We start from the raw sequence: 20146 nt of genomic DNA, 5'->3' as shown, positions 1-20146 counted from the left end.
GTTCATAACTCTGGTGAGGCCGGACTGAGGCCAATATGGAGTTTCGGCTCGCTATTATCCCACATTTCTTTATTATGACCGGAAAGGAACTCTGCGAGTATCTTTTTGGATGGATCATCCATGTGATCGACGATAATATTGCGCTTCATCGATTTGTCCATCAGATTGACGTGGTCTGCAAGAATCTTGTATCCACGGCGTTTCTCACGGTTGACGATCATTTCACAAGCCGTTATGCCCGCATAATAGGGTCCTTTTTCATTGAAATCGATTGTCACCCAGACGAGCCAGTAGAGCTTGCCGCCTTCGGAATCTTCACGGTTCGTTGTGAACTTGATGCCCCGCTCGGTATCGCTGCGGGCATGCATGGCGCCGATTTCGATGCTCGCTGTCCCTTCTGCCGTGTCGACGATAACCGGCGAAACGTTCTCAAGTGACAGCGAACCGATGCCGAATCCTTTATGTCCATCGGTCGGATCGTTCTTTATAATAGTAAAGCCCATTTTCTGTTTAGGTTTCTGTTCGTTTGACATTCCACTAACGCCTCCCACTCTGTTAATATATATACTATACCGAACTTTACGCGAAAGGGGGAAATGGTATGCCATATGTAACCGTTAAAATGCTCGAAGGCCGCACAGATGAACAAAAACGCAACCTTTGTGAAAAAGTTTCTGAGGTCGTTGCCGAAACAACCGGCGCACCCGTTGAAAAAGTAGTCGTGTTCATCGAAGAAATGCCGAAAAGCCACTATGCGATGGGCGGAAAACGATTGAGTGACGTAGAATGATATAAACGATGTGAGGGAGCCGTTCCTTGCATCGTTTTTTTGTTGGAGGTTGAGCGGATTTCTGGAAACTTGAGCGGTTTTGGGCCGAGGTTGAGCGGATTTTCTGGAAACTTGAGCGGTTTTGGCCCGATGTTGAGCGGTTTTCCGGAAACTTGAGCGGTTTTCGCCTGAGGTTGAGCGGTTTTCCGCAAACTTGAGCGGTTTTCGCCTGAGGTTGAGCGGATATTGTACTCGCCGTTACAATAAAGGACAAAAAGCTGATTGGTCTTTATTTTTTCCGCGGGAAGCCCCCCTTCGTTATCGTTAATCCGTCGCGCAGAATGCTTTTGACAAATAAATCTTGGTTTTGTTCTTTGGATTGGGAGCGACTGGCTCAAGGTTGAGCGGTTTTTGCCTGAGGTTGAGCGGATTTCCCGGAACTTGAGCGGTTTTTGCCTGAGGTTGAGCGGTTATCTGGAAACTTGAGCGGTTTTGGCTCGAGGTTGAGCGGTTATCCGAAAACTTGAGCAGTTCTAACGAGAGGTTGAGCGGTTATTGTACTCGCCGTTACAATAAAGCACAAAAAGCTGATTGGTCTTTGTTTTTTCCGCGGGAAGCCTCCCTTCGTTATCGTTAATCCGTCGCGCAGAATGCTTTTGACAAATAAATCTTGGTTTTGCTCTTTGGATTGGGCGCGACTAGTACTGAAACGTGCGCATGCATGACATACATTTTACAGGCAACGGAAATAGTGTTTTGTGCGTACGCTTTGGTCATTTGAGCGTATTATCTGATTGCCCGGGCACGACTTTTACGGGCGCAGCAACGCTGTTTACGGGCGCGACGCCTACTTTTACAGGCGCAGCAACGCTGTTTACGGGCGCGACACCTACTTTTACGGGCGCAGCAACGCTGTTTACGGGCGCGACGCCTACTTTTACGGGCGCAGCAACGCTGTTTACGGGCGCGACACCTACTTTTATGGGCGCAGCAACGCTGTTTACGGGCGCGACACCTACTTTTACGGGCGCAGCAACGCTGTTTACGAGCGGCGAACGCGGCAAGCTCTATACCGTCATCACACTACCGTCGCGATTCAAAAAAAATAGCCCTTCAAGTAAAAGGGCTGAAAAATGTCATGAAACCGCGCACGCTTGCAAATTTGCGATGAAGTCGAAGGCGTCTGCCATTTCGGTTTCGGTGTAATTGAGTTTGTTTTTGACGATATGGACTTTTTCGATCTGCTCGTCTTTTGGTAGATGGTCGAAGTAGAGGACTGTTGAGACGAGTTCAAGGAAACGGGAGCTCTTTTCGTTTAGTTGTTCGATGCATGCGCCCAGTTTTTCATGGGGCGTTTCTGCAGTTTCTAGGAATCGGCCACCTTCTTCCGTGACGTTGTAGCTGTATTGGACGTATGATCCTTTATCCGTGCATTGTTCGGAGAGGAAGCCCATTTCACATAATTCTTCCACGCGGAGTGTCAATTCCTCCGAATAGGGACCGTACATATGAAGTTCGTATTTTTCAGCAAATGGAAAGTCCATCTTTTTTGCGATATAGATCATCTTCTGCAATTTCTTCCGTCCGCTCACTTCTTCTGCCATAGCGACGAATTGCACAATTCTAGCATGTTCTTGTAGCAAGTCTTCCACCCCTTTCTAGTTTTTCAATAGTTCCAGAATTTTTCCATATAGCGGATTCTCGTCTTTTCCTGATTCCAGTAAGTCTTCCGGGAAATAGAGTTTATGGTCCGTACGGCGTTTGCCTGAAATTGCCTCAACGATTTCAGATGAACGGGACAGCTCGCGCAATTCACCGTTATTCATCTGCAGATAAATCGGCACGCGCTCGTTTTCTTCACCTGTCCGGTAAAAGTCATATGGCAGATCGGAAGACGAATCCGCAACGAGATAATACTCGGGGTCAATGCCCGCTTCTTTAAATAAGCGCTCGAGTTCACCGATTTTCCGGTATTCCGTCGCTGGTTCGAACTCCGCATGTTGAAACAACTTGCGGTCAAGGAATCGATTACACAAGTCCGATAAAATCGGGTCATCCTCTTTCCGCCACCATTGGAAATACGTCATCAATACGTTTTCATCCAAAGAAATATAATCTTCCAGCTCTATCTTCCGGTCAAAAAAAGCTTTGAACGGCACGGGGTCATAACGGAATGCATAGCCCCTGTTATGTAAATCTTTCGCGCGATGAAGAATCTTCATAAGAATCACTTCCGCACTTCTGGACACCGGGTGGAAATACACTTGCCAATACATCTGGTACCTGCTCATAATATAATCTTCCACAGCATGCATGCCGCTAAACTTAATGACCACTTGTTCCTCGTCAGGCCGCATGACGCGTAAAATCCGCTCCATATCGAAATGTCCGTACGACACACCCGTATAATAGGCGTCCCGCTGCAAATAGTCCATCCGGTCCGCGTCAATTTGGCTCGAGATGAGGCTGACGACAAGCTTGTCCGGATACGTTTTCCCAATGACATCCGCCACCTTTTGCGGGAAGTCGGGTGACACTCTTTTGAGCACCGCATTCACTTCAGTATCCCCTGTCAGGATGGCCTGCGTGAACACTTCATGATCGAGCGTGAACACTTTCTCAAATGCGTGGGAAAAAGGACCGTGACCAAGGTCATGCAATAAAGCGGCACACATCGTCAAAAGCCGTTCTTCGTCATTCCATTCCGTGCGCCCACTGAATCCATCATCAATGATTCGTCTGACAATCTCATAGACACCGAGCGAATGTTGAAAACGCGTATGTTCAGCTCCGTGGAAAACGAGATATGTCGTCCCCAGCTGTTTAATCCGGCGCAACCGCTGGAATTCCCGCGTTCCAATCACGTCCCAAATTACTTTGTCGCGCACATGGATGTATCGGTGAACAGGATCTTTGAACACTTTCTCTTCAAACAGTTTCTCATCTTTATAGTTCATCATGCACCTCCATTCACCCATTATATTTTCTTTTGGAAGAAAACGAACACCCTATAGAGTAGGACGAACATTTTCCCACTACATGCCGAACGTAAATAAAACCTTCTGCGGATATCTAGGATTTTAAAGAGAGTCAATTAAACACGTTCTCTTCAAAATCCGGACACACTGACACCAATACGTAATTGACTTAAGTATATCAAAAAGCACGCGCAGTGACAGATGAAAAACCACCCATCTACCTCTACTCACTACAAATTTATTGGCAAGTGTTCCAGTTTGGATGAATAAAAGGTTAGTGACCTGTCCACACTGACTGTAAGAAAGAGACTATTAACATGGCAGGAGGCAAGGAGATGGTGAAAGTTAGACAGGATGCCTGGCTTGAAGAAAATGATATTCTATTAGCGGAAACGGTGCTTCGGCATGTCCGTGAAGGCAGCACACAACTAAGTGCCTTCGAAGAAGTAGGTGACGCGCTCAACAGGACCGCGGCCGCTTGCGGGTTTAGATGGAATGCAGTCGTGAGACGCGATTACGAAACCGAACTGGCAGAGGCGAAAAAAGAACGTAAGCAAGCGATGCGTGTCCTCGGCGCAGATTTCAAACGACGTACGCAACAATTATACAATCCGCCTTCAACCGGCGAACACGATGAAAAGGTGGCTGTCCCGCTTTCGGCTTTGTCGCTCGATACGGTTATTGCGTATCTCATCCGACTGCATCATTCGGGTGGCGGCGATACAGACTCGCTTCGTTGGAAGCACACAGCCAAAATCGCCAACGAAAAAGTGAACGACTTGGAAAAAGAAATCGAAAAACTGCGGCAGGAAAATAAAAACATCCGCAGCGATTACGAACAGTTCGTCCAAATTATGAACCGTGCACGTCGACTCGTCACGCTGGATGATGAAAATGACCGCACAGCTCCCGTCTTCACGATGGAACGCAATGGCAATCTCGTGTCAAAAGAACCGCCAATCAACCATTGATCTGGCGGTTTTTCTTCGTCTCATTTCCGGGCCAGCATTTTCTGATTGCGTTCAACAACCCGCTTCAAATAGAACAGATACAATTCCATCTCTTCAGGCGTGAAGCCACCCATTTGCACGTCTTCTTCGGAAAGCGCGCGCAACAATAACTGGATACGGATACAGACTTCATTCACCGTGACCGGTTCGTCCAGCAGTTCTGATAAGGACGCCATCACGTCAGGTTGGATGGCCGGGTACTCGAATTTCGTCTGCTCGCCCTGCAACCCTTTTTCGTATAAATCGCGAACGAGTTCTGCACGTTTCGCACCGCTTCCTTCCACGCACAAATACACTTGGACGGCAACGCCTTGCCGGAGCCTTCTCTGTGAGATGCCGGCAAACTTTTTCCCGCCTATACTCAAGTCATATGTGCCCGGACAGTAGGAACCAACAATTTCATAAGCTTCGATCTGGTCCGCTGCTTCCGGAAATAGTAAGCGTACAAATGACAGCATGGCTTCATAACCTTCAGGAATATCGATTGAGCCCTCATTTTCGGAGAGGACGATTGAAATATTGAGCACCCCACTGTCAAGTACGACGGCAAGACCGCCCGAATTACGGACGATTGTCTTATAACCTGCGTCATGCAGAACTGGCAGCGCCTCTTCAATATGAGGCAATCTGTGATCCTGGATGCCGAGCACAATCGTTTCATCATGCACCCATGTACGGACGGTTGGAACGGATTGTTTCTGGCCAACAAGATGGCATAATGTATCGTCCATCGCAAATGATTCAAGCGCTGAACGTTGTAAAGCGGTCATCGATTCGTCGATGAAACGCCATTTTGGCAGATATAAGTTGGACATTTTATTAGCTCCTGAATGTTCATCATTTCGTGTCTGATTTGTTCATTTCACGAGTAAGGTTGGACGTTTTTCCGCTTTAAGCATACACCAGTTTTAACGGTCTTCACAACCTCTTACTTCGTGGCGATTTGATGACTTCTATGGTTGAAAATCATGTTTTAGATAACGTTGTGCTACACTATTAATAGAAATAAATCCATTTATGAAGGAGTTTGATTTCACATGAACGAAGCAGCTATTACACTCGATGGATGGTATGTATTGCACGATTTACGCACGATGGACTGGGCATCATGGAAGATTATTTCAAAAGAGGAGCGTCAGGCAGCAACTGACGAATTCATGGCTTTTCTCGATAAACTTCAACAAGCAGATGACAATAAAACCGGCGCGCATGCGTTTTATACAGTCGTAGGTCAGAAAGCGGATTTCATGCTTATGACATTACGCGAAACGATGGACGAATTGCAGGAGCTCGAAACGGAGTTCAACAAATTGACAATCGCCGACTTCACAATTCCCGCTTATTCGTACGTTTCCGTTGTGGAACTATCGAATTACCTTGCAGGCGAGTCAAATGAAGATCCGTACCAGAATCCACATGTACGGGCGCGTTTGTATCCGGAATTGCCACGCAACCAATATATTTGTTTCTACCCGATGGACAAGAAGCGTGAAGGCAACGACAACTGGTACATGTTAGATATGGATAAGCGTAAAGAGTTAATGCGCAGCCATGGCATGATTGGACGCGGCTATGCAGGCAAAGTAAAGCAGATTATCTCAGGTTCTGTCGGATTCGACGATTTTGAATGGGGCGTCACATTGTTCTCGGATGACGTTTTGCAATTCAAGAAATTGATTTATGAAATGCGTTTTGACGAAGTGAGTGCGCGCTACGGCGTATTCGGCTCATTCTTCGTTGGAACGTTGCTTGATACAGAGAAAAGTAAGTCATTTTTCACGATTTAATTTTCGTGCATGGGAGCCTTTAAAGGGCTCCTTTTTTGATTGGCCGCCAAATGGTTGGAAGTCGGATGGGTAGTTGTGTTTTTACAAGATGGATTATTGTTTCATCTGGATATATATGGACAAACGGTGATAACTTGCCGACAAGCGGTCATAAACGGCTGACAAACGGTGATAACTCGACGATAGGTGGTGATAACCAGCTGATAAGCGGTGATAAACGGACGACAAGCGGTCATAACCGGCTGACAAGCGTTGATAACTCGACGATAAGCGGTCATAAACGGCTGATAAGCGGTAATAATTCGCCGACAAGCGGTGATAAACTACCGAAAACCGGTGATAAGTCGTCTATCAGCGGTGATACGCTGGATACGCCTGGATTTCACTTCTGACTTAATGCTCAAGCCACGCTAGAATATCCTTTTTCACATCATTTCCATGCCAGAATGTCAATGCCTGTTCTTCGCCAAGTGTTCCCACCAGATGTTCGACATAATCCGTACCGAGCAAATAGCCTAGCCGTTCATATCCAAAATAGTGGCCGCCGCGCAGTCTGAACCATTCCTTTTCCTTCACCATATCCCACTCCCCAGTTGCATCTTCAAGGAATCGCCGCTTCACTTCGGATTTATGTTCTTCATAACACTTTACCCATGGATCGCCCAAATCGTCGTATGTGAAATAGATGGATTCGGGGAGACCAGGGACAATTTTCTTTGATAAATACGTGGCAGCTCCTTCTGTATAAAGAGTTGTCAATCCGTGCATCCAGTCAACTGTAGACCAGTCCATTCCTTCCTGAGAAGCTAATGCGAAATGGGTAACATGACCAATTTCATGTGCTGTGATCACTTTTAAATGTTCAGGCTTCGGAGATAGTTTTTCCACAGCAAAAAAGTTTTTACGCCGATCGTCTCTTGTAACAAAGGCATTAGAACCGAATGATCCAACCATCAATACATAGCTACAATCCAAGTTTAGCTTGAATGCTTGCTGGAAACGTGTATCCATCTGCTCCACAATGGCTGGCAATGTACGTGAAATGGTTTGTATGTCTTGGATTTTTCCGTCGTATTGGTCAACCGCCATTTGTAGACGCTCATCCGTTTTCGGGCAATGCATAGGGAAATAGTTTTCATATACCGCTGCATGTTCTTCAAAATAGTCAATAAGTGTCTTCACAGTCAGTTGCTTTTGGGAATCAAATCGTTCTAAGAAGCTCGGAATTTCATTCGCAATTTTCATGCTTTTCCCCTCCTTCCATTTAGTATAGACATTCGGCTGTCATTTTCATAGAACCTGGAGCATATCGTGGAATCGAGGGGGTTAGGCTGTGGCAGTCATTCAGGCCGCCGACAAAGAAGTTGATCAGCTTGCTAGATTGATCAGGTCAGAAGGAGATGGACGATTGGGGTGCCTATGGTCTTCGGGGTCAACCGAGTGCGTAGCGATTATCTGGATTTCAAGAAACTCCGCAATCTGCTAGAAATGAAATTTCAGAGTCCAGGAAATTTTGAAGCGACGATGACAAGCCATTTCTACCAGCGTGTGTGAGATATGAACCAGAAATCGGCTGGACGAATAGGCTGATTTCATCCCGCCTCGTGGTTTTTGAACGAGTGGTGAATGTCCTGACCATTTGCACAATCAGCCCGACACCGGAAGATACAAGGTGCTTTGCTTCTTCTCCCCGACACCATAAGACTGCCCACAAGTTTGACCACTGGATTGACGACTTTAAATTGGAAAGGATGAAAAAATGAATCAGTATTATTGGTATCCAGGATATCAGCAACAACAGCAACAACCTACCACGCCACCGGCCACGACGTACTTAAACGGAGGCAGACCTCCATTTCGCGAAGAATCGTATATTGAAAATATTTTACGTTTGAACAGAGGAAAAATCGGGACATTCAATTTCTCTTTTGAAAGTGCAATTGAAGCAGGCAAAAACACATTAAGCATTCGTGGAATGGTTGAAGCAGCCGGACGCGACCACGTTATCATCAGTGAATTCCAAACCGGCCGGCGCTACCTCATGCCAATGATCTACTTCGATTATGCCGTTTTCGATGAAGAGTTGAATTATTTCAATCAACAGACATAACCAATAAATCTTCCATCGCTCAATTGGGCAATGGAAGATTTTTTTGGTTGAACAAACTATCGTTTTCAAATCATGTAGCTACTGCTTCAATCAACTTCGGGATTTAGTAATCCGCTCATGTTTGTGGAAAAACCGCTCAACATCGTGTACAATCCGCTCATGTTTGCGGAAAACCGCTCAACATCGAGTACTATCCGCTCATGTTTGCAGAAATCCGCTCAACATCGGGGGAAAACTACTCAAGTTTCCAGAAACCCGCTCAACATCTGGCCAGTCGCGCCCAATTCAAAGTGCAAAACCGAGATTTATTTGTCAAAAGCATTCTGCGCGACGGATTAACGATAACGAAAGGAGGCTTCCCGCGGCAAAAATAAAGACCAATCAGCTTTTTGTCCTTTATTGTAATGGTGAGTACAATATCCGCTCAACATCGTCTACAATCCGCTCATGTTTGCAAAAAACCGCTCAACATCGAGTGCAATCCGCTCATGTTTGCAAAAAACCGCTCAACATCGAGTGCAATCCGCCCATTTTTGCCATAACCACTAAGTTTTATGAGCGCACGGAGAGCTTATACGGGCGCGAAATTGTTTTTACGAGCGCGCTACCTCCATTTACGGGCGCAGCAACAACTTTTACGGGCGAGCAAATCTTTTTACGAGCGCGCAACTCAGGTTTACGAGCGCACATCCGACAAATACGGGCGCGGCGCTATCTATGTCTACCTCTCTCAAAATCGCGCAGAATGCTTTTGACCAATTAATCTTGGTTTTATCGCTACTAAGCCAAAAAAAAAAGCCGAATCGGAGAAACGCTCTCTCCAAATCAGCTCCACATTCAACTATTTCCCAAATTTAACAGCTGCAATAATCAACATAATCCAACCGACGATGAAAGCAACACCGCCAATCGGGGTAATGGCCCCTAACACGCCGATGCCTGAGAGGCTCAGCACATACAAACTACCCGAGAAAATGATGATTCCGGCAAGGATTAAATAGCCTGCCCAGCTAAGTTGCGTCGAAGGTCCGAGGAGCGATGAGCTCATGAGGATCCCGACTGCAAGAAGTGCAATTGCGTGGAACATTTGATATTGGACAGCTGTTTCCCAGATGGCGAGATAATGTTCGGACAGGCGGTCTTTCAACGCATGCGCGCCAAATGCACCGAATGCAACGGCGATGGCAGCGTTGACCGCACCTGCGATAATGAAAAATGGCATGTACTTTCCTTCTTTCTCGATATAAATACCTTATTCTTATATGATAACCGTGTTACGCATCTTTCCGCGTTTGAAACTTGTCGTTTTCCCGACAATCAGAAATCGAAAATGGAGCCACCGTTCGCATCTTTCTCGATCAAGGGCTTGCTATCAAGCGACACAACCTGAGAAGGTGTAGGCTGCTGTCCCATAGAAGCTACCGTCAACTCTCTATTTACAGATGCCGTGCGCTGCGGCACTTCCCCGCTACCAAGCACTACTTGGCAAAGTGAACGGATGGCCGTCAATGCTTCACGCATCGCCTGTTCGTTGCCAGCCTCTTTTGCGAGAGCCAGTTGTCTATCCATTTCTACCAGTATCCGTTCAGTTGCAATCAACGTCAGCTGCCTCCTTTCTTCGGTTCAAATTTCAAGCATTCCATGCCTGATGACTTCCGTACGACAATCGACGGCAATTCACGTGTTTTAAAACCATATGCTTTGCAGCCACGGGGATTTTTCGGATCCCATGTGACGAAAAAGTACTGACATTGAAAACAGTTTACAGCCATACGATCAACCTCTTTCCTATTAACTGTATCATGGAGAGGACTCGTTTTAAAGTCCTGCATCCGTGTCGCACCAGTCAATCGGCACTTCATTCCACTGCTCTAAAACGCCATTCGTTTTGGAGAATGGACGGCTGCCGAAAAATCCGCGGCTCGCACTCAACGGACTCGGATGGACGGATTCAATGACCGCATTTCTCGATAAATCTATCAAAGTTTTCTTCTCCTGTGCCGGACGCCCCCAAAGAACGAAAACAACTGGTTCTTCACGCTCCGACAGACGGCGAATTACTTCATCCGTGAAATGTTCCCATCCATGCTTACGGTGGGAGTTCGCTTCTCCATCCCTCACTGTCAAAACGGTGTTTAACATGAGCACACCTTGCTTCGCCCAACCCGTCAATGTTCCGTTGTCAGGGATTTCACACCCGATATCCGATTGCAATTCCTTGAAAATGTTCCGCAAACTAGGCGGAACTTTGACTCCCGGTTGGACGGAAAAACTAAGTCCATGCGCCTGTCCCGGCCCATGATACGGATCTTGTCCCAAAATAACGACTTTCACATTATTAAAAGGTGTCAGTTTGAACGCAGTCCACAAATCGTCCATCACCGGGTAGACATTACGATTTTCATACTGCTCATTTAAATACGAACGCAATCTTGCATAATATTCTTTCTCGAATTCATTCGCAAGCACTGTATCCCAATCGTTTCCAAACGGTTTATTCGTCATCTTTCACACTCTCCTTGAACTCGATTGTCACATCGTAGCCCGCGAATGAAAACATTTCTTTCAATGTCTTTTCGGCATTGAATTGAGCCATTTTCAGCACGCCTTGACCTGTTGCCTCTTCCATAATAAGTGTTTTCGCTTCTGCAGCGAGCTCATATGCCTCTTCAATATCCGCCTTCTCGCGGAATACGCCTTCATATGAAAAGACTTCGACGTTTTCAAAATAGATTTCTGCCCCGCCAAGGAACTCGGCACTAGGCAATACAAGTTTCACAGTCTTATTCTTTTCATCTATCACAAGATCTTTTTCCGTCACACCTGACAAGTCGATACCCGCTTTGATTGATCCTGGTATAACGACGAGTAGCTGTCGTTTCGTTCCAGGCACGTTTAGGCCGATACTTTGTCCGAAAATTTGATTGTCTTGACGTTCAATAATGACTTTCGTGAACGCTTCTGCCGTTGCCATTTCATTCAGATCCTGGATCCGCTCAAGAAATACACCTTTGTCTTCCGTAAATGTACTGCCCTGCTTCAGGAAATAAAAAGTTGCAAACGGAATCGCAGCCACAAGCAAAACTGCGATGACGGCCATTAATAGAACCCACCTTTTCAAATACCGCAGGCGAATAAAAGGGAATCTAAAGCGTCGACCCCTTTTTTCACGGCCGATAGCCTCTTCCATCGTCACAGCACTTTCAGACTTCGCCGCCTTCAATTCCTTGTTTACTTTAGACCGGTCATCATTCTTGTGATCTGCCATTCCATTCACCATCCTTTGATTCTAGTTATCTGTCATTCATCTCACTACTAACTTGTACGTTTAGATTAGCGGAAAGTTTCCTGTCAAACAATACATATGACCACATTTCATCAAACAGGATGTTACGTGTAAAAATCCGATAATTGTATTTTTTCCCTATCTTGATTATCATATAAGAAAGAATTCAGCACAAGACGGGGGAGACTATTTATTATGACGATGAAAAAGACGTTGACAATTGCAGGTTCAGATACTTCAGGAGGCGCGGGGATCCAGGCCGATCTGAAGACATTTCAGGAGCACGGAACGTACGGCATGACAGCATTGACAGTCGTTGTAACGATGGACCCTGACAATAATTGGAGCCACGGTGTTTATTCGTTACCGATTGACGTACTTCGTGCACAGATTAAAACAGCTCTTTCTACAGGCATTGACGCCATTAAAACCGGCATGTTGAGCACAGAAGAAGTCATTAAAACAGCGGGCGAAGCGATTGCGGAATCAGGGCTGGATCATGTTGTAATTGACCCCGTCATGGTATGTAAAAGTGAAGATGAGGTTCTCAACCCGGGGACCGTTGACGCAATGGTTGAGTATTTGCTGCCAAAAGCGGAAATCGTCACACCTAATCTTTTTGAAGCAGGCCAACTTGCAAGCATGAAAACACCCACAACAATCGAGCAGATGAAATCCGTCGCCGAAAAAATCCATTCACTTGGCGCGCGCAATGTCGTCATTAAAGGCGGAAAGCAATTGCATCATGATAAGGCAGCAGACCTGTTCTATGACGGGAAGACATTCACTTTGCTTGAAGCTGAAAAGACGGACACCCATTTCAACCATGGTGCAGGTTGCACATTCGCAGCTGCAATTACAGCGAATCTGGCAAACGGTCTAGACGTGAAAGAAGCCGTCATCGAAGCGAAGCAATTCGTGACAGCAGCGATAGCAAATGGATGGAAGCTGAATGAGTACGTAGGCCCAGTTATGCATGGTGCGAAGACTCGTTTCGGCGCGTCTGACATTACGAAAACTGTATTATAATAACTTGTTGCGCCGGACATTCCAACTGGATGTCCGGCTTTTTTTATGGTCCTCTACCCCCTCCATAAGCACGTCAATCGCATTCAAACGATGTTTTCTATATACTTAACTCATCCGCATTTTTAATGAAGGAGGATTTTGCATGGAACTGGTTAAACCTGATCACTTACAGGAACTACTCAATACTTTTGCGAATAAAGACGTGTATATTCATCTCGAAACGACAAATGGATCATACGCAGCACATTTCAAGGAAGGTTTCTTCAACGCCGGCGCATTCATCCGGAATGTTGTTGTCAAATACGAACTCGGTAAAGTTGCAGGCGATTCGCCACACCGCATCGGTTTAAAATTGCCGTCAGGCTGGATTTACGCACAAGGAATCACGCATTATACACTCGACGAACATAACCGATTATTAATGGCCGGACTCGATCCAGATGGCAAACTCGCCGTCTCACTAGAAATTAGCGAAACACCGTTTACATATTAAAACGCTTGACCGCATCTTTAAGGAGGCTTTTCGATGATAAAAAAAGAACGCCACGTACTTGTCATATTCCCGCATCCCGACGATGAAGCTTTCGGCGTATCCGGAACGATTTCCACATATATCGAGATGGGTGTTCCTGTCACATATGCTTGTCTGACACTCGGTGAAATGGGTCGAAATCTAGGCAACCCGCCTTTCGCAAACCGCGAAACATTGCCGCTCATTCGCAAACAGGAACTTCAAAAAGCCGTAGCTTCCATGGGACTGACCGATTTGCGTATGATGGGACTACGCGATAAAACGATTGAATTCGAAGACGACGAAAAAATGGTTAAGCTTGTTGCTGACCTAATTGAAGAAACAAATCCGTCACTCGTTATCTCGTTCTATCCGGGCCTTTCCGTCCATCCGGATCATGATGCTACAGCCCGCGCAGTCGTGAGGGCGATTAGACGCATGCCGGATTCAGCACGTCCGACATTATATACAATTGCATTCGCCAACAACACAGCCGAAGTTCTAGGTGAACCCGACATCATTCACAACGTTGAAGCAGCAGCAGACAAAAAAATTGCAACATTAAATTCGCATGCTTCCCAAACGGTCTGGATGATGCGTGATATGGAAAAGCGCTTAGCAGAAAAAGATCCCGAAGCATTAAAATGGTTGCATACAGAACGATTCTATACGTACGATTGGAACAACGATTTTGAATAAGTAATCGACATCAGGCAACGCCTCTCCTATTGAATTGGAGAGGCGTTTTTTGTGGGCGTGTTGTAAGTGTATCGAAACGTAGGAGTGTCGTATCGAAACGTAGGAGTGTCGTATCGAAACGTAGGAGTGTCGTATCGAAACGTAGGAGTGTCGTATCGAAACGTAGGAGCATCGTATCGAAACGTAACCTGCCCGCAACGAAACGTAGAACACGCAACACAACGTAGACCGCGCGTATCCAAACGTAGAAGCATCGTATCGAAACGTAACCTGCTCGCAACGAAACGTAGAACGCGCAACACAACGTAGACAGCGCGTATCGAAACGTAGAAGCGCCGTATCGAAACGTAACCTGCCCGCAACGAAACGTAGAACGCGCAACACAACGTAGACAGCGCGTATCGAAACGTAGAAGCGCCGTATCGAAACGTAACCCGTTCGTAACGAAACGTAGAACGCGCAACACAACGTAGACAGCGCGTATCGAAACGTAGAAGCATCGTATCGAAACGTAACCCGTTCGTAACGAAACGTAGAACGCGCAACACAACGTAACCGGCGCCTATCGAAACGTAGGAGTGTCGTATCGAAACGTAACCCGTTCGCAACGAAACGTAGAAACCGCAACACAACGTAGACAGCGCGTATCCAAACGTAGAAGCATCGTATCGAAACGTAACCTGCCCGCAACGAAACGTAGAACACGCAACACAACGTAGACCGCGCGTATCGAAACGTAGGAGCGCCGTATCGAAACGTAACCTGCCCGCAACGAAACGTAGAACCGCCGTATCGAAACGTACCCTGCTCGTATCGAAACGTAACCTTCTCGCAACGAAACACACCCCCCAGCAACACCACCTACCCCCCACACATCAAAACATTTCAAAATCAGTAACTGAAAACTCCAACTTTGTGATAGTATATTTACAACAGGCATGAAATTCGTTAGAATGTATAATTATACATTAACAACGAGAATTTATTCACAAGGAGCGACACCCTATTGAAAAAACATAGTTTATCCACATGGCTTTATTTTTTAGTCCCTTCTATTCTCGGGATTTTACTATTCATGATCCCATTCAAATTCGGAGAGGAATGGAAAGTACCGATTGCCAAATTCGCAGCAATTCTGTCTGGTTGGCTTGAACCTGCGATGCCGATGGCGGCAATGTTCATTATTGTAATCGCGGCTCTCGGATCTATTGCATTTTTATTCATCCCGCGTAATAGTTCAAACCCTTCTCTAGCAGAAAGCTTGTTCAAAGTAACGCCGTTTTGGACAATCACTCGTTTACTTGGGGCGGTCTTTGCGGTAATGGTGACGTTTAAAATCGGACCTGAAGCAATTTGGAGCGAAGACACGGGTGGCTTGCTGCTCGCGCCGGATGGTCTTGTTTCATTCCTATTCACCATTTTCCTGTTTGCGGGATTGCTGTTGCCGCTTCTGTTGAATTTCGGTCTGTTGGAATTTTTTGGAACGATGATGGTGAAAGTGATGCGCCCGCTATTCAACTTGCCTGGACGCTCTTCCATTGATGCATTGGCTTCTTGGATCGGCGACGGGACAATCGGGGTTTTATTAACTAGCAAACAGTATGAAGATGGTCATTACACGCAACGTGAAGCGGCAATTATCGCGACAACATTTTCAGTTGTGTCCATCACTTTCTCTCTTGTCATTATTGACACGGTTGGCATGTCGCAATACTTCCTTCCATTTTACGCGACAGTCATTCTAACAGGAATTGTATTGGCACTCATCGTACCGCGGATTTATCCGTTACGCGGAAAAAAAGAAGAATATATTGACGGTCGTAAATTCACAGGTGCAGAAGAAAAGTTGCCTGAAGGCTATAACGTTGTCAGCCACGGATTGGAATACGCTCTTGATAAAGCATCAAAGAATCGTTCCATTTCAACTACCATTAAAGACGGCATGAAAAACGTCCTTGATATGTGGATCGGCGTAGCACCGGTTGTCATGGCATTCGGGACGGTCGCACTTATTCTAGCTGAAACTACAAGCGTGTTTACGATTTTAGGAAAACCGTTTGAACCGATTTTGGCCTTATTAAATATTCCTGAAGCTGCGGAAGCCGCACAAATGATGGTTGTTGGATTCGCAGACATGTTCTTACCGGTAATTTTGGCGGATGGTGTAATCACTTCACCGATTACGCTGTTCACGATTGCGACGATTTCGGTTGTGCAGCTTATTTATATGTCTGAAGTCGGCGGCCTGATTTTAGGAACGAAAATTCCATTGAATATTTTGGACCTCATTATCATCTTCCTACTCCGTACATTAATTGCATTGCCGATTGTTGCGGGTGTGGCACATTTATTGTTCTAATAAAAACAGAAAGACCGCCATTCCATAAAAGGAATGACGGTCTTTTGATTAAGAAATCTGAAGTTTCGTCCGCAGCTTTTCGAGCATATCAGCTGTCATTGAGTCAAGATCATACGTCGTTTTGAAGCCCCATTCCGCAACTGCAGCAGACGGATCGATGCTATCCGGCCAGCTGTCAGCGATTGCCTGACGAACAGGATCGACGTCATAAGAAATGTTGAACTCGGGCAGATGTTTCTGGATCGAAGCTGCAATTTCGCCAGGTTCGAAGCTCATCGCCGTTACGTTAAATGCATTACGATGGATTAGTTTCGCAGGATCTGCTTCCATCAAGTCAACAATCGCCTGCAACGCATCGGGCATATACATCATATCCATTCGTGTACCTTCTGCGATGAAGGATTCATACTTCCCTTCTTCTAACGCTTTATAATAAATATCAACCGCATAGTCCGTCGTTCCACCGCCAGGTTGCGCCACATAGGATATCAATCCCGGGAAACGCACGCCGCGTGTGTCCAGACCGAAACGGGTAAAGTAATAGTCGCAAAGCAGTTCGCCCGCCACCTTATTGACGCCATACATCGTCGTTGGACGCTGTAATGTGTCTTGTGGTGTGTCCACTTTTGGAGTAGAAGGACCGAATGCGCCAATTGAGCTCGGCGTGAAAAATTGCATACCTAGTTCGCGTGATACTTCAAGGGAGTTCATAAGCCCGCCCATGTTGAGGTTCCAAGCGAAGAGTGGATTGGATTCAGCTTTTGCAGAAAGTAGTGCCGCCATATGCATCATCGTGTCAGCCCCGAATTCTTTTGCCACTCCATGCATACGCTTGCTGTCTGTTACGTCTAGGATTTCAAACGGACCCGTGACTGGTTTTTCAGGTTTGCGGATATCTGTAGAGAGGACATTATTTTCGCCGTATTCCTTCTGCAGTTTAGTGATCAATTCAGAACCAATTTGCCCTAATGCTCCAGTAACCATGATTTTCTTCACTATGTATTCCTCCTAAAGGTCAAATGTGTTTATGGGAAGGACACTCATTCATTTATCTAATCAAAACTCATTACCATCAATACATTATGATTATATTATGTTCATCTACGAAATACAACTACAGATATTTTCAGGAAGCATTTACTGTGAAAATTCTGTTATACTAGAGGAAAAACATCGGGGTGCAGCATGTTCAGTAAATACACGAATTATATAATCGTAATTATCGCCAGCGCTTTGCTGGCAGTCGGTTTGTTCACAGCGGGCGTTTCGCCATGGCTTGTCTTTACGCTACTAATGGTATTCACATTCGCTATTTCCATGGGGTATCCATTCTACATTATCTACAAAGCCCGCAATTTAAAACTCATTGGACGTTATTTGACGAATCATCAGAGTAAACCTATTTTCGGTTATGCGCATGCACTGGCACATGGAACCGATGAAGAGGTTATTAAGTCGTTGAACCGTATTTTGAAATCGTATGCAAATGCGGAAGTCCAACAAGTTTACAAAGCGAATCTGCTGTTTTTCAAGAAAGATTGGCGGGGGTTAATTGAAGAAGCCAAGACGATGGGAGATCCGGCGTACAAACATTATTACGCGGGCATCGGCTATACAATGAGCAGCAATATGGAGAAGTCACAGGAATGTTTGTCGAAGCTCGGTACACCGTGGATGACGCATTCATTGAAGGCAATTATCGCTTTCAAACAAAATAATCCTGCTCTTTTTGAAGCGGAATCCGCATCTGCGACGAAGCAGGCGGTCGGTATGCAGCGTTTTGTCGTCCATCATATGTTGAACAGAATGGCAAAGAGGACTGTTGCATCGAAAGAAGTGTAAGACGAAAAAAATTCTTAACGCAAAGAAAGCCCATCTTTTTTCATTGAGGATGGGTTTTCTACTGGCACCTTCTATTTACTGTCACGTGCGTCTTATTCAACTGGCCGTTTTGACGAATAATTGTCCATTTAGCATTGGGCATTCCAATTGACCTCTTACTTCAAGGTCTGTGACAATTGCTTCCATATACCACATATTGTTACCGTCAAAAGGCGTCAACCTTTTCAAAGTTCGAGCGGCTAATTCTTCGAATGAAATGACACCCGCCTCTCGAATAATCAGTAGCATCGTCTTCTTGATTTTCTCATATCTGAATTTCACAATCGAAGCGCCAACCTTCCCGTTCGATTGGAATAAATGAATGCTCTCGTTATAGCGCATATTGTCACCCTTTTCATTTCATTATTTCTACTCATCATTACCCTTTTCCCTATAAAATAATCATACTGTAATGTAAAATAGTTCAAGATCACTACTTTTGTAATTTTAACTGGCGAAATAAAGAAAATCCCCGTATCAGCAAAATTTTCAGCTGATACGGGGATTGATTAACTAGCGATTACGAAATGACACCGAGCTCTTTTCCTACTTTTTCATAAATCGCAAGTGCATTATCAAGCATTTCTTTCGTATGTGCAGCCGTTGGCATATTGCGCACGCGGCCTACACCTTTTGCTACTGTTGGGAAGACGATTGATTTTGCATAGACGCCTTCTTCCATTAGACGTTTTGAAAACTGTTGTGTCAGCTTCTCTTCGCCGATAATACATGGCGTGATTGGCGTTTCGGAGGCACCGATATCGAATCCTAAGTTTTTCAGTCCTTCTTTCAAATAACTGCCATTCTCCCATAACTTATCATGTAGTTCAGTCGAGTCCGTAATCATATCTAACGCGCCCATGATTGCTGCGACGTCGCCTGCAGGCAAAGCCGTGGAGAATAGGAACGGACGTGAACGGACTTTCAACCAGTCGATTAAGTTCTGCGTTCCGGCAACATATCCACCGACAACACCGACTGCTTTTGATAATGTCCCCATTTGCATGTCAATTTCTTTTTCAAGACCGAAATGCTTCACAGTTCCTTTTCCTTTACCTGTTACACCCGATCCATGCGCATCGTCAACATACGTAATCAAATCGAATTCTTTTGCAATCTCTACGATTTCAGGCAACTTCGCAATGTCCCCATCCATCGAAAAGACACCATCCGTTATATACATCACTTTTTCGTATTGGCCTGATTCTGTCGCTTCTTTCGCTTTCGCACGGAGATCATCCATATCCTGATGTTTTACACGGATAACTTTTGCACCCGAAAGACGGCAGCCGTCGATGATGGATGCATGGTTTAACTCATCTGAAAGAATTGCATCCTTCTTCGTCATAACTGCGGAAATCGCAGCCATATTACAATTGAATCCTGATTGATAAGAAATCGCAGCTTCCGTTCCTTTGAATTCTGCAAGCTTCTGTTCAAGCTGCAAGTGAATATCAAGTGTTCCGTTAATTGTACGGACCGCACCCGCTCCTACGCCGTACTTTTCCGTTGCTGCAATCGCAAGCTTTTTCAAATCTTCGTCTGTTGCTAGACCTAAATAGTTATTCGAGGATAAGTTAATTAGCTCTTTACCTTTAATTTTAATCATCGGGCCATTCGGGCCTTCTACTGCGTCAATTTCATTGTATAGACCTTGGTCGCGTAATTCTTGCAGATTTTCTTGTAAATAAGCATCTAGAACTTTTGACAAATTGATCTTCCTTTCC

The 20146-nt window shown here is 45.4% G+C and carries 24 protein-coding genes; 11 read left to right on the top strand and 13 right to left on the bottom strand.

Going from position 1 to position 20146, the window contains the following annotated elements; genetic code table 11:
- Positions 1–2 precede the first annotated feature (2 nt).
- Entirely contained in the window at positions 3–533 is a 531-nt protein-coding gene (locus QWT69_RS02160) for a YwhD family protein (RefSeq protein WP_317968528.1), read from the bottom strand.
- A gap of 68 nt (positions 534–601) precedes the next feature.
- Between QWT69_RS02160 and thmT the strand changes: the two genes are divergently transcribed.
- Positions 602–790 carry a 2-hydroxymuconate tautomerase gene (thmT, locus tag QWT69_RS02155; RefSeq protein WP_191694375.1) on the top strand — a complete coding sequence of 63 codons (189 nt, stop codon included), beginning with the start codon at positions 602–604 and terminating at the stop codon, positions 788–790.
- Between the two features lie 735 nt (positions 791–1525).
- Entirely contained in the window at positions 1526–1975 is a 450-nt protein-coding gene (locus tag QWT69_RS02150) for a hypothetical protein (protein WP_317968525.1), read from the top strand.
- Here QWT69_RS02150 and QWT69_RS02145 read toward each other — a convergent pair.
- Both QWT69_RS02145 and QWT69_RS02140 read right to left on the bottom strand, forming a co-directional pair.
- Positions 1906–2412 carry a YwgA family protein gene (locus tag QWT69_RS02145; protein WP_317968523.1) on the bottom strand — a complete coding sequence of 169 codons (507 nt, stop codon included), beginning with the start codon at positions 2410–2412 and terminating at the stop codon, positions 1906–1908. The two genes, QWT69_RS02150 and QWT69_RS02145, sit on opposite strands and share 70 nt — an antisense overlap.
- A gap of 15 nt (positions 2413–2427) precedes the next feature.
- Positions 2428–3726, bottom strand: coding sequence for an HD domain-containing protein (locus tag QWT69_RS02140; protein WP_317968521.1), 1299 nt, complete (start codon positions 3724–3726; stop codon positions 2428–2430).
- 356 nt (positions 3727–4082) lie between these two features.
- Between QWT69_RS02140 and QWT69_RS02135 the strand changes: the two genes are divergently transcribed.
- A complete protein-coding gene (locus QWT69_RS02135) occupies positions 4083–4718 on the top strand; it encodes an RsfA family transcriptional regulator (protein WP_317968519.1) in 636 nt (211 codons plus the stop codon).
- A 20-nt stretch (positions 4719–4738) separates the two neighbouring features.
- On the opposite strand, the gene lipL is transcribed toward QWT69_RS02135, so the two are convergent.
- Positions 4739–5572, bottom strand: coding sequence for an octanoyl-[GcvH]:protein N-octanoyltransferase (gene lipL / locus QWT69_RS02130; RefSeq protein WP_317968517.1), 834 nt, complete (start codon positions 5570–5572; stop codon positions 4739–4741).
- A 222-nt stretch (positions 5573–5794) separates the two neighbouring features.
- Between lipL and hemQ the strand changes: the two genes are divergently transcribed.
- Together hemQ and QWT69_RS02120 are read left to right on the top strand one after the other, a co-directional pair.
- Positions 5795–6544 carry a hydrogen peroxide-dependent heme synthase gene (hemQ, locus tag QWT69_RS02125; RefSeq protein ID WP_317968515.1) on the top strand — a complete coding sequence of 250 codons (750 nt, stop codon included), beginning with the start codon at positions 5795–5797 and terminating at the stop codon, positions 6542–6544.
- Between the two features lie 35 nt (positions 6545–6579).
- Positions 6580–6936: a hypothetical protein gene (locus tag QWT69_RS02120; protein ID WP_317968513.1), complete on the top strand. Its 357-nt coding sequence runs from the start codon at positions 6580–6582 to the stop codon at positions 6934–6936.
- A gap of 1 nt (position 6937) precedes the next feature.
- Here the strand turns inward: QWT69_RS02120 and QWT69_RS02115 are convergent, their stop codons facing one another.
- Complete coding sequence (locus tag QWT69_RS02115) at positions 6938–7789, bottom strand: aminopeptidase (protein WP_317968511.1); 852 nt, start codon at positions 7787–7789, stop codon at positions 6938–6940.
- Between the two features lie 514 nt (positions 7790–8303).
- Between QWT69_RS02115 and gerQ the strand changes: the two genes are divergently transcribed.
- Positions 8304–8654: a spore coat protein GerQ gene (gene gerQ, locus QWT69_RS02110; protein ID WP_317968509.1), complete on the top strand. Its 351-nt coding sequence runs from the start codon at positions 8304–8306 to the stop codon at positions 8652–8654.
- Positions 8655–9495: 841 nt separating this feature from the next.
- On the opposite strand, the gene QWT69_RS02105 is transcribed toward gerQ, so the two are convergent.
- The 5 genes from QWT69_RS02105 to QWT69_RS02085 form a co-directional block, all read right to left on the bottom strand.
- Positions 9496–9876 (bottom strand): DUF423 domain-containing protein, encoded by a 381-nt coding sequence (locus tag QWT69_RS02105; RefSeq protein ID WP_317968507.1) that lies wholly within the window; start codon positions 9874–9876, stop codon positions 9496–9498.
- A 95-nt stretch (positions 9877–9971) separates the two neighbouring features.
- Positions 9972–10253 (bottom strand): YwdI family protein, encoded by a 282-nt coding sequence (locus QWT69_RS02100; protein ID WP_317968505.1) that lies wholly within the window; start codon positions 10251–10253, stop codon positions 9972–9974.
- A 2-nt stretch (positions 10254–10255) separates the two neighbouring features.
- A complete protein-coding gene (locus QWT69_RS02095; RefSeq protein ID WP_317968503.1) occupies positions 10256–10426 on the bottom strand; it encodes a uracil-DNA glycosylase in 171 nt (56 codons plus the stop codon).
- A 46-nt stretch (positions 10427–10472) separates the two neighbouring features.
- Positions 10473–11159, bottom strand: a complete 687-nt coding sequence (locus tag QWT69_RS02090; RefSeq protein ID WP_317968502.1) for a uracil-DNA glycosylase — start codon at positions 11157–11159, stop codon at positions 10473–10475.
- Positions 11149–11922 (bottom strand): DUF4230 domain-containing protein, encoded by a 774-nt coding sequence (locus tag QWT69_RS02085; protein ID WP_317968500.1) that lies wholly within the window; start codon positions 11920–11922, stop codon positions 11149–11151. Before QWT69_RS02085 ends, QWT69_RS02090 begins: the two co-directional genes overlap by 11 nt.
- 213 nt (positions 11923–12135) lie before the next feature.
- On the opposite strand from QWT69_RS02085, the gene thiD reads away from it, so the two are divergent.
- From thiD to QWT69_RS02065, 4 genes are all read left to right on the top strand, one after another.
- The gene (gene thiD / locus QWT69_RS02080) at positions 12136–12969 is read left to right on the top strand and encodes a bifunctional hydroxymethylpyrimidine kinase/phosphomethylpyrimidine kinase (protein WP_317968498.1); all 834 of its coding nucleotides are present in this window, start codon (positions 12136–12138) and stop codon (positions 12967–12969) included.
- Between the two features lie 142 nt (positions 12970–13111).
- Positions 13112–13462, top strand: a complete 351-nt coding sequence (locus QWT69_RS02075) for a YojF family protein (RefSeq protein WP_317968496.1) — start codon at positions 13112–13114, stop codon at positions 13460–13462.
- Between the two features lie 36 nt (positions 13463–13498).
- The gene (bshB2, locus tag QWT69_RS02070; RefSeq protein ID WP_317970857.1) at positions 13499–14179 is read left to right on the top strand and encodes a bacillithiol biosynthesis deacetylase BshB2; all 681 of its coding nucleotides are present in this window, start codon (positions 13499–13501) and stop codon (positions 14177–14179) included.
- Positions 14180–15185: 1006 nt separating this feature from the next.
- The gene (locus QWT69_RS02065) at positions 15186–16538 is read left to right on the top strand and encodes a YjiH family protein (protein ID WP_317968494.1); all 1353 of its coding nucleotides are present in this window, start codon (positions 15186–15188) and stop codon (positions 16536–16538) included.
- Positions 16539–16586: 48 nt separating this feature from the next.
- Here QWT69_RS02065 and QWT69_RS02060 read toward each other — a convergent pair whose 3' ends face one another.
- Entirely contained in the window at positions 16587–17534 is a 948-nt protein-coding gene (locus tag QWT69_RS02060) for an L-threonine 3-dehydrogenase (RefSeq protein ID WP_317968492.1), read from the bottom strand.
- 189 nt (positions 17535–17723) lie between these two features.
- On the opposite strand from QWT69_RS02060, the gene QWT69_RS02055 reads away from it, so the two are divergent.
- Positions 17724–18380, top strand: a complete 657-nt coding sequence (locus QWT69_RS02055; protein ID WP_317968490.1) for a hypothetical protein — start codon at positions 17724–17726, stop codon at positions 18378–18380.
- Between the two features lie 96 nt (positions 18381–18476).
- Here QWT69_RS02055 and QWT69_RS02050 read toward each other — a convergent pair whose 3' ends face one another.
- Both QWT69_RS02050 and QWT69_RS02045 read right to left on the bottom strand, forming a co-directional pair.
- Positions 18477–18761 carry a DUF6958 family protein gene (locus QWT69_RS02050; protein WP_317968488.1) on the bottom strand — a complete coding sequence of 95 codons (285 nt, stop codon included), beginning with the start codon at positions 18759–18761 and terminating at the stop codon, positions 18477–18479.
- 178 nt (positions 18762–18939) lie between these two features.
- Positions 18940–20130: a glycine C-acetyltransferase gene (locus QWT69_RS02045; protein ID WP_317968486.1), complete on the bottom strand. Its 1191-nt coding sequence runs from the start codon at positions 20128–20130 to the stop codon at positions 18940–18942.
- Between the last annotated feature and the right edge of the window lie 16 nt (positions 20131–20146).

Origin of the sequence: Sporosarcina oncorhynchi (assembly GCF_033304615.1) — a bacterium.
Taxonomy (GTDB): Bacteria; Bacillota; Bacilli; order Bacillales_A; family Planococcaceae; genus Sporosarcina; species Sporosarcina oncorhynchi.
Note: the sequence above shows the minus strand (reverse complement) of the source record. Positions and strands in the feature narration are given on the sequence as shown.

Coding starts and splice junctions, on each gene's coding strand:
- QWT69_RS02135 (WP_317968519.1), top strand. CDS start 4,083: ATGGTGAAAGTTAGACAGGATGCCTGGCTTGAAGAAAATGATATTCTA.
- hemQ (WP_317968515.1), top strand. CDS start 5,795: ATGAACGAAGCAGCTATTACACTCGATGGATGGTATGTATTGCACGAT.
- QWT69_RS02085 (WP_317968500.1), bottom strand. CDS start 11,922: ATGGCAGATCACAAGAATGATGACCGGTCTAAAGTAAACAAGGAATTG.
- QWT69_RS02140 (WP_317968521.1), bottom strand. CDS start 3,726: ATGAACTATAAAGATGAGAAACTGTTTGAAGAGAAAGTGTTCAAAGAT.
- QWT69_RS02105 (WP_317968507.1), bottom strand. CDS start 9,876: ATGCCATTTTTCATTATCGCAGGTGCGGTCAACGCTGCCATCGCCGTT.
- QWT69_RS02050 (WP_317968488.1), bottom strand. CDS start 18,761: ATGCGCTATAACGAGAGCATTCATTTATTCCAATCGAACGGGAAGGTT.
- gerQ (WP_317968509.1), top strand. CDS start 8,304: ATGAATCAGTATTATTGGTATCCAGGATATCAGCAACAACAGCAACAA.
- QWT69_RS02160 (WP_317968528.1), bottom strand. CDS start 533: ATGTCAAACGAACAGAAACCTAAACAGAAAATGGGCTTTACTATTATA.
- QWT69_RS02055 (WP_317968490.1), top strand. CDS start 17,724: ATGTTCAGTAAATACACGAATTATATAATCGTAATTATCGCCAGCGCT.
- thmT (WP_191694375.1), top strand. CDS start 602: ATGCCATATGTAACCGTTAAAATGCTCGAAGGCCGCACAGATGAACAA.
- thiD (WP_317968498.1), top strand. CDS start 12,136: ATGACGATGAAAAAGACGTTGACAATTGCAGGTTCAGATACTTCAGGA.
- lipL (WP_317968517.1), bottom strand. CDS start 5,572: ATGTCCAACTTATATCTGCCAAAATGGCGTTTCATCGACGAATCGATG.
- QWT69_RS02075 (WP_317968496.1), top strand. CDS start 13,112: ATGGAACTGGTTAAACCTGATCACTTACAGGAACTACTCAATACTTTT.
- QWT69_RS02095 (WP_317968503.1), bottom strand. CDS start 10,426: ATGGCTGTAAACTGTTTTCAATGTCAGTACTTTTTCGTCACATGGGAT.
- QWT69_RS02090 (WP_317968502.1), bottom strand. CDS start 11,159: ATGACGAATAAACCGTTTGGAAACGATTGGGATACAGTGCTTGCGAAT.
- QWT69_RS02115 (WP_317968511.1), bottom strand. CDS start 7,789: ATGAAAATTGCGAATGAAATTCCGAGCTTCTTAGAACGATTTGATTCC.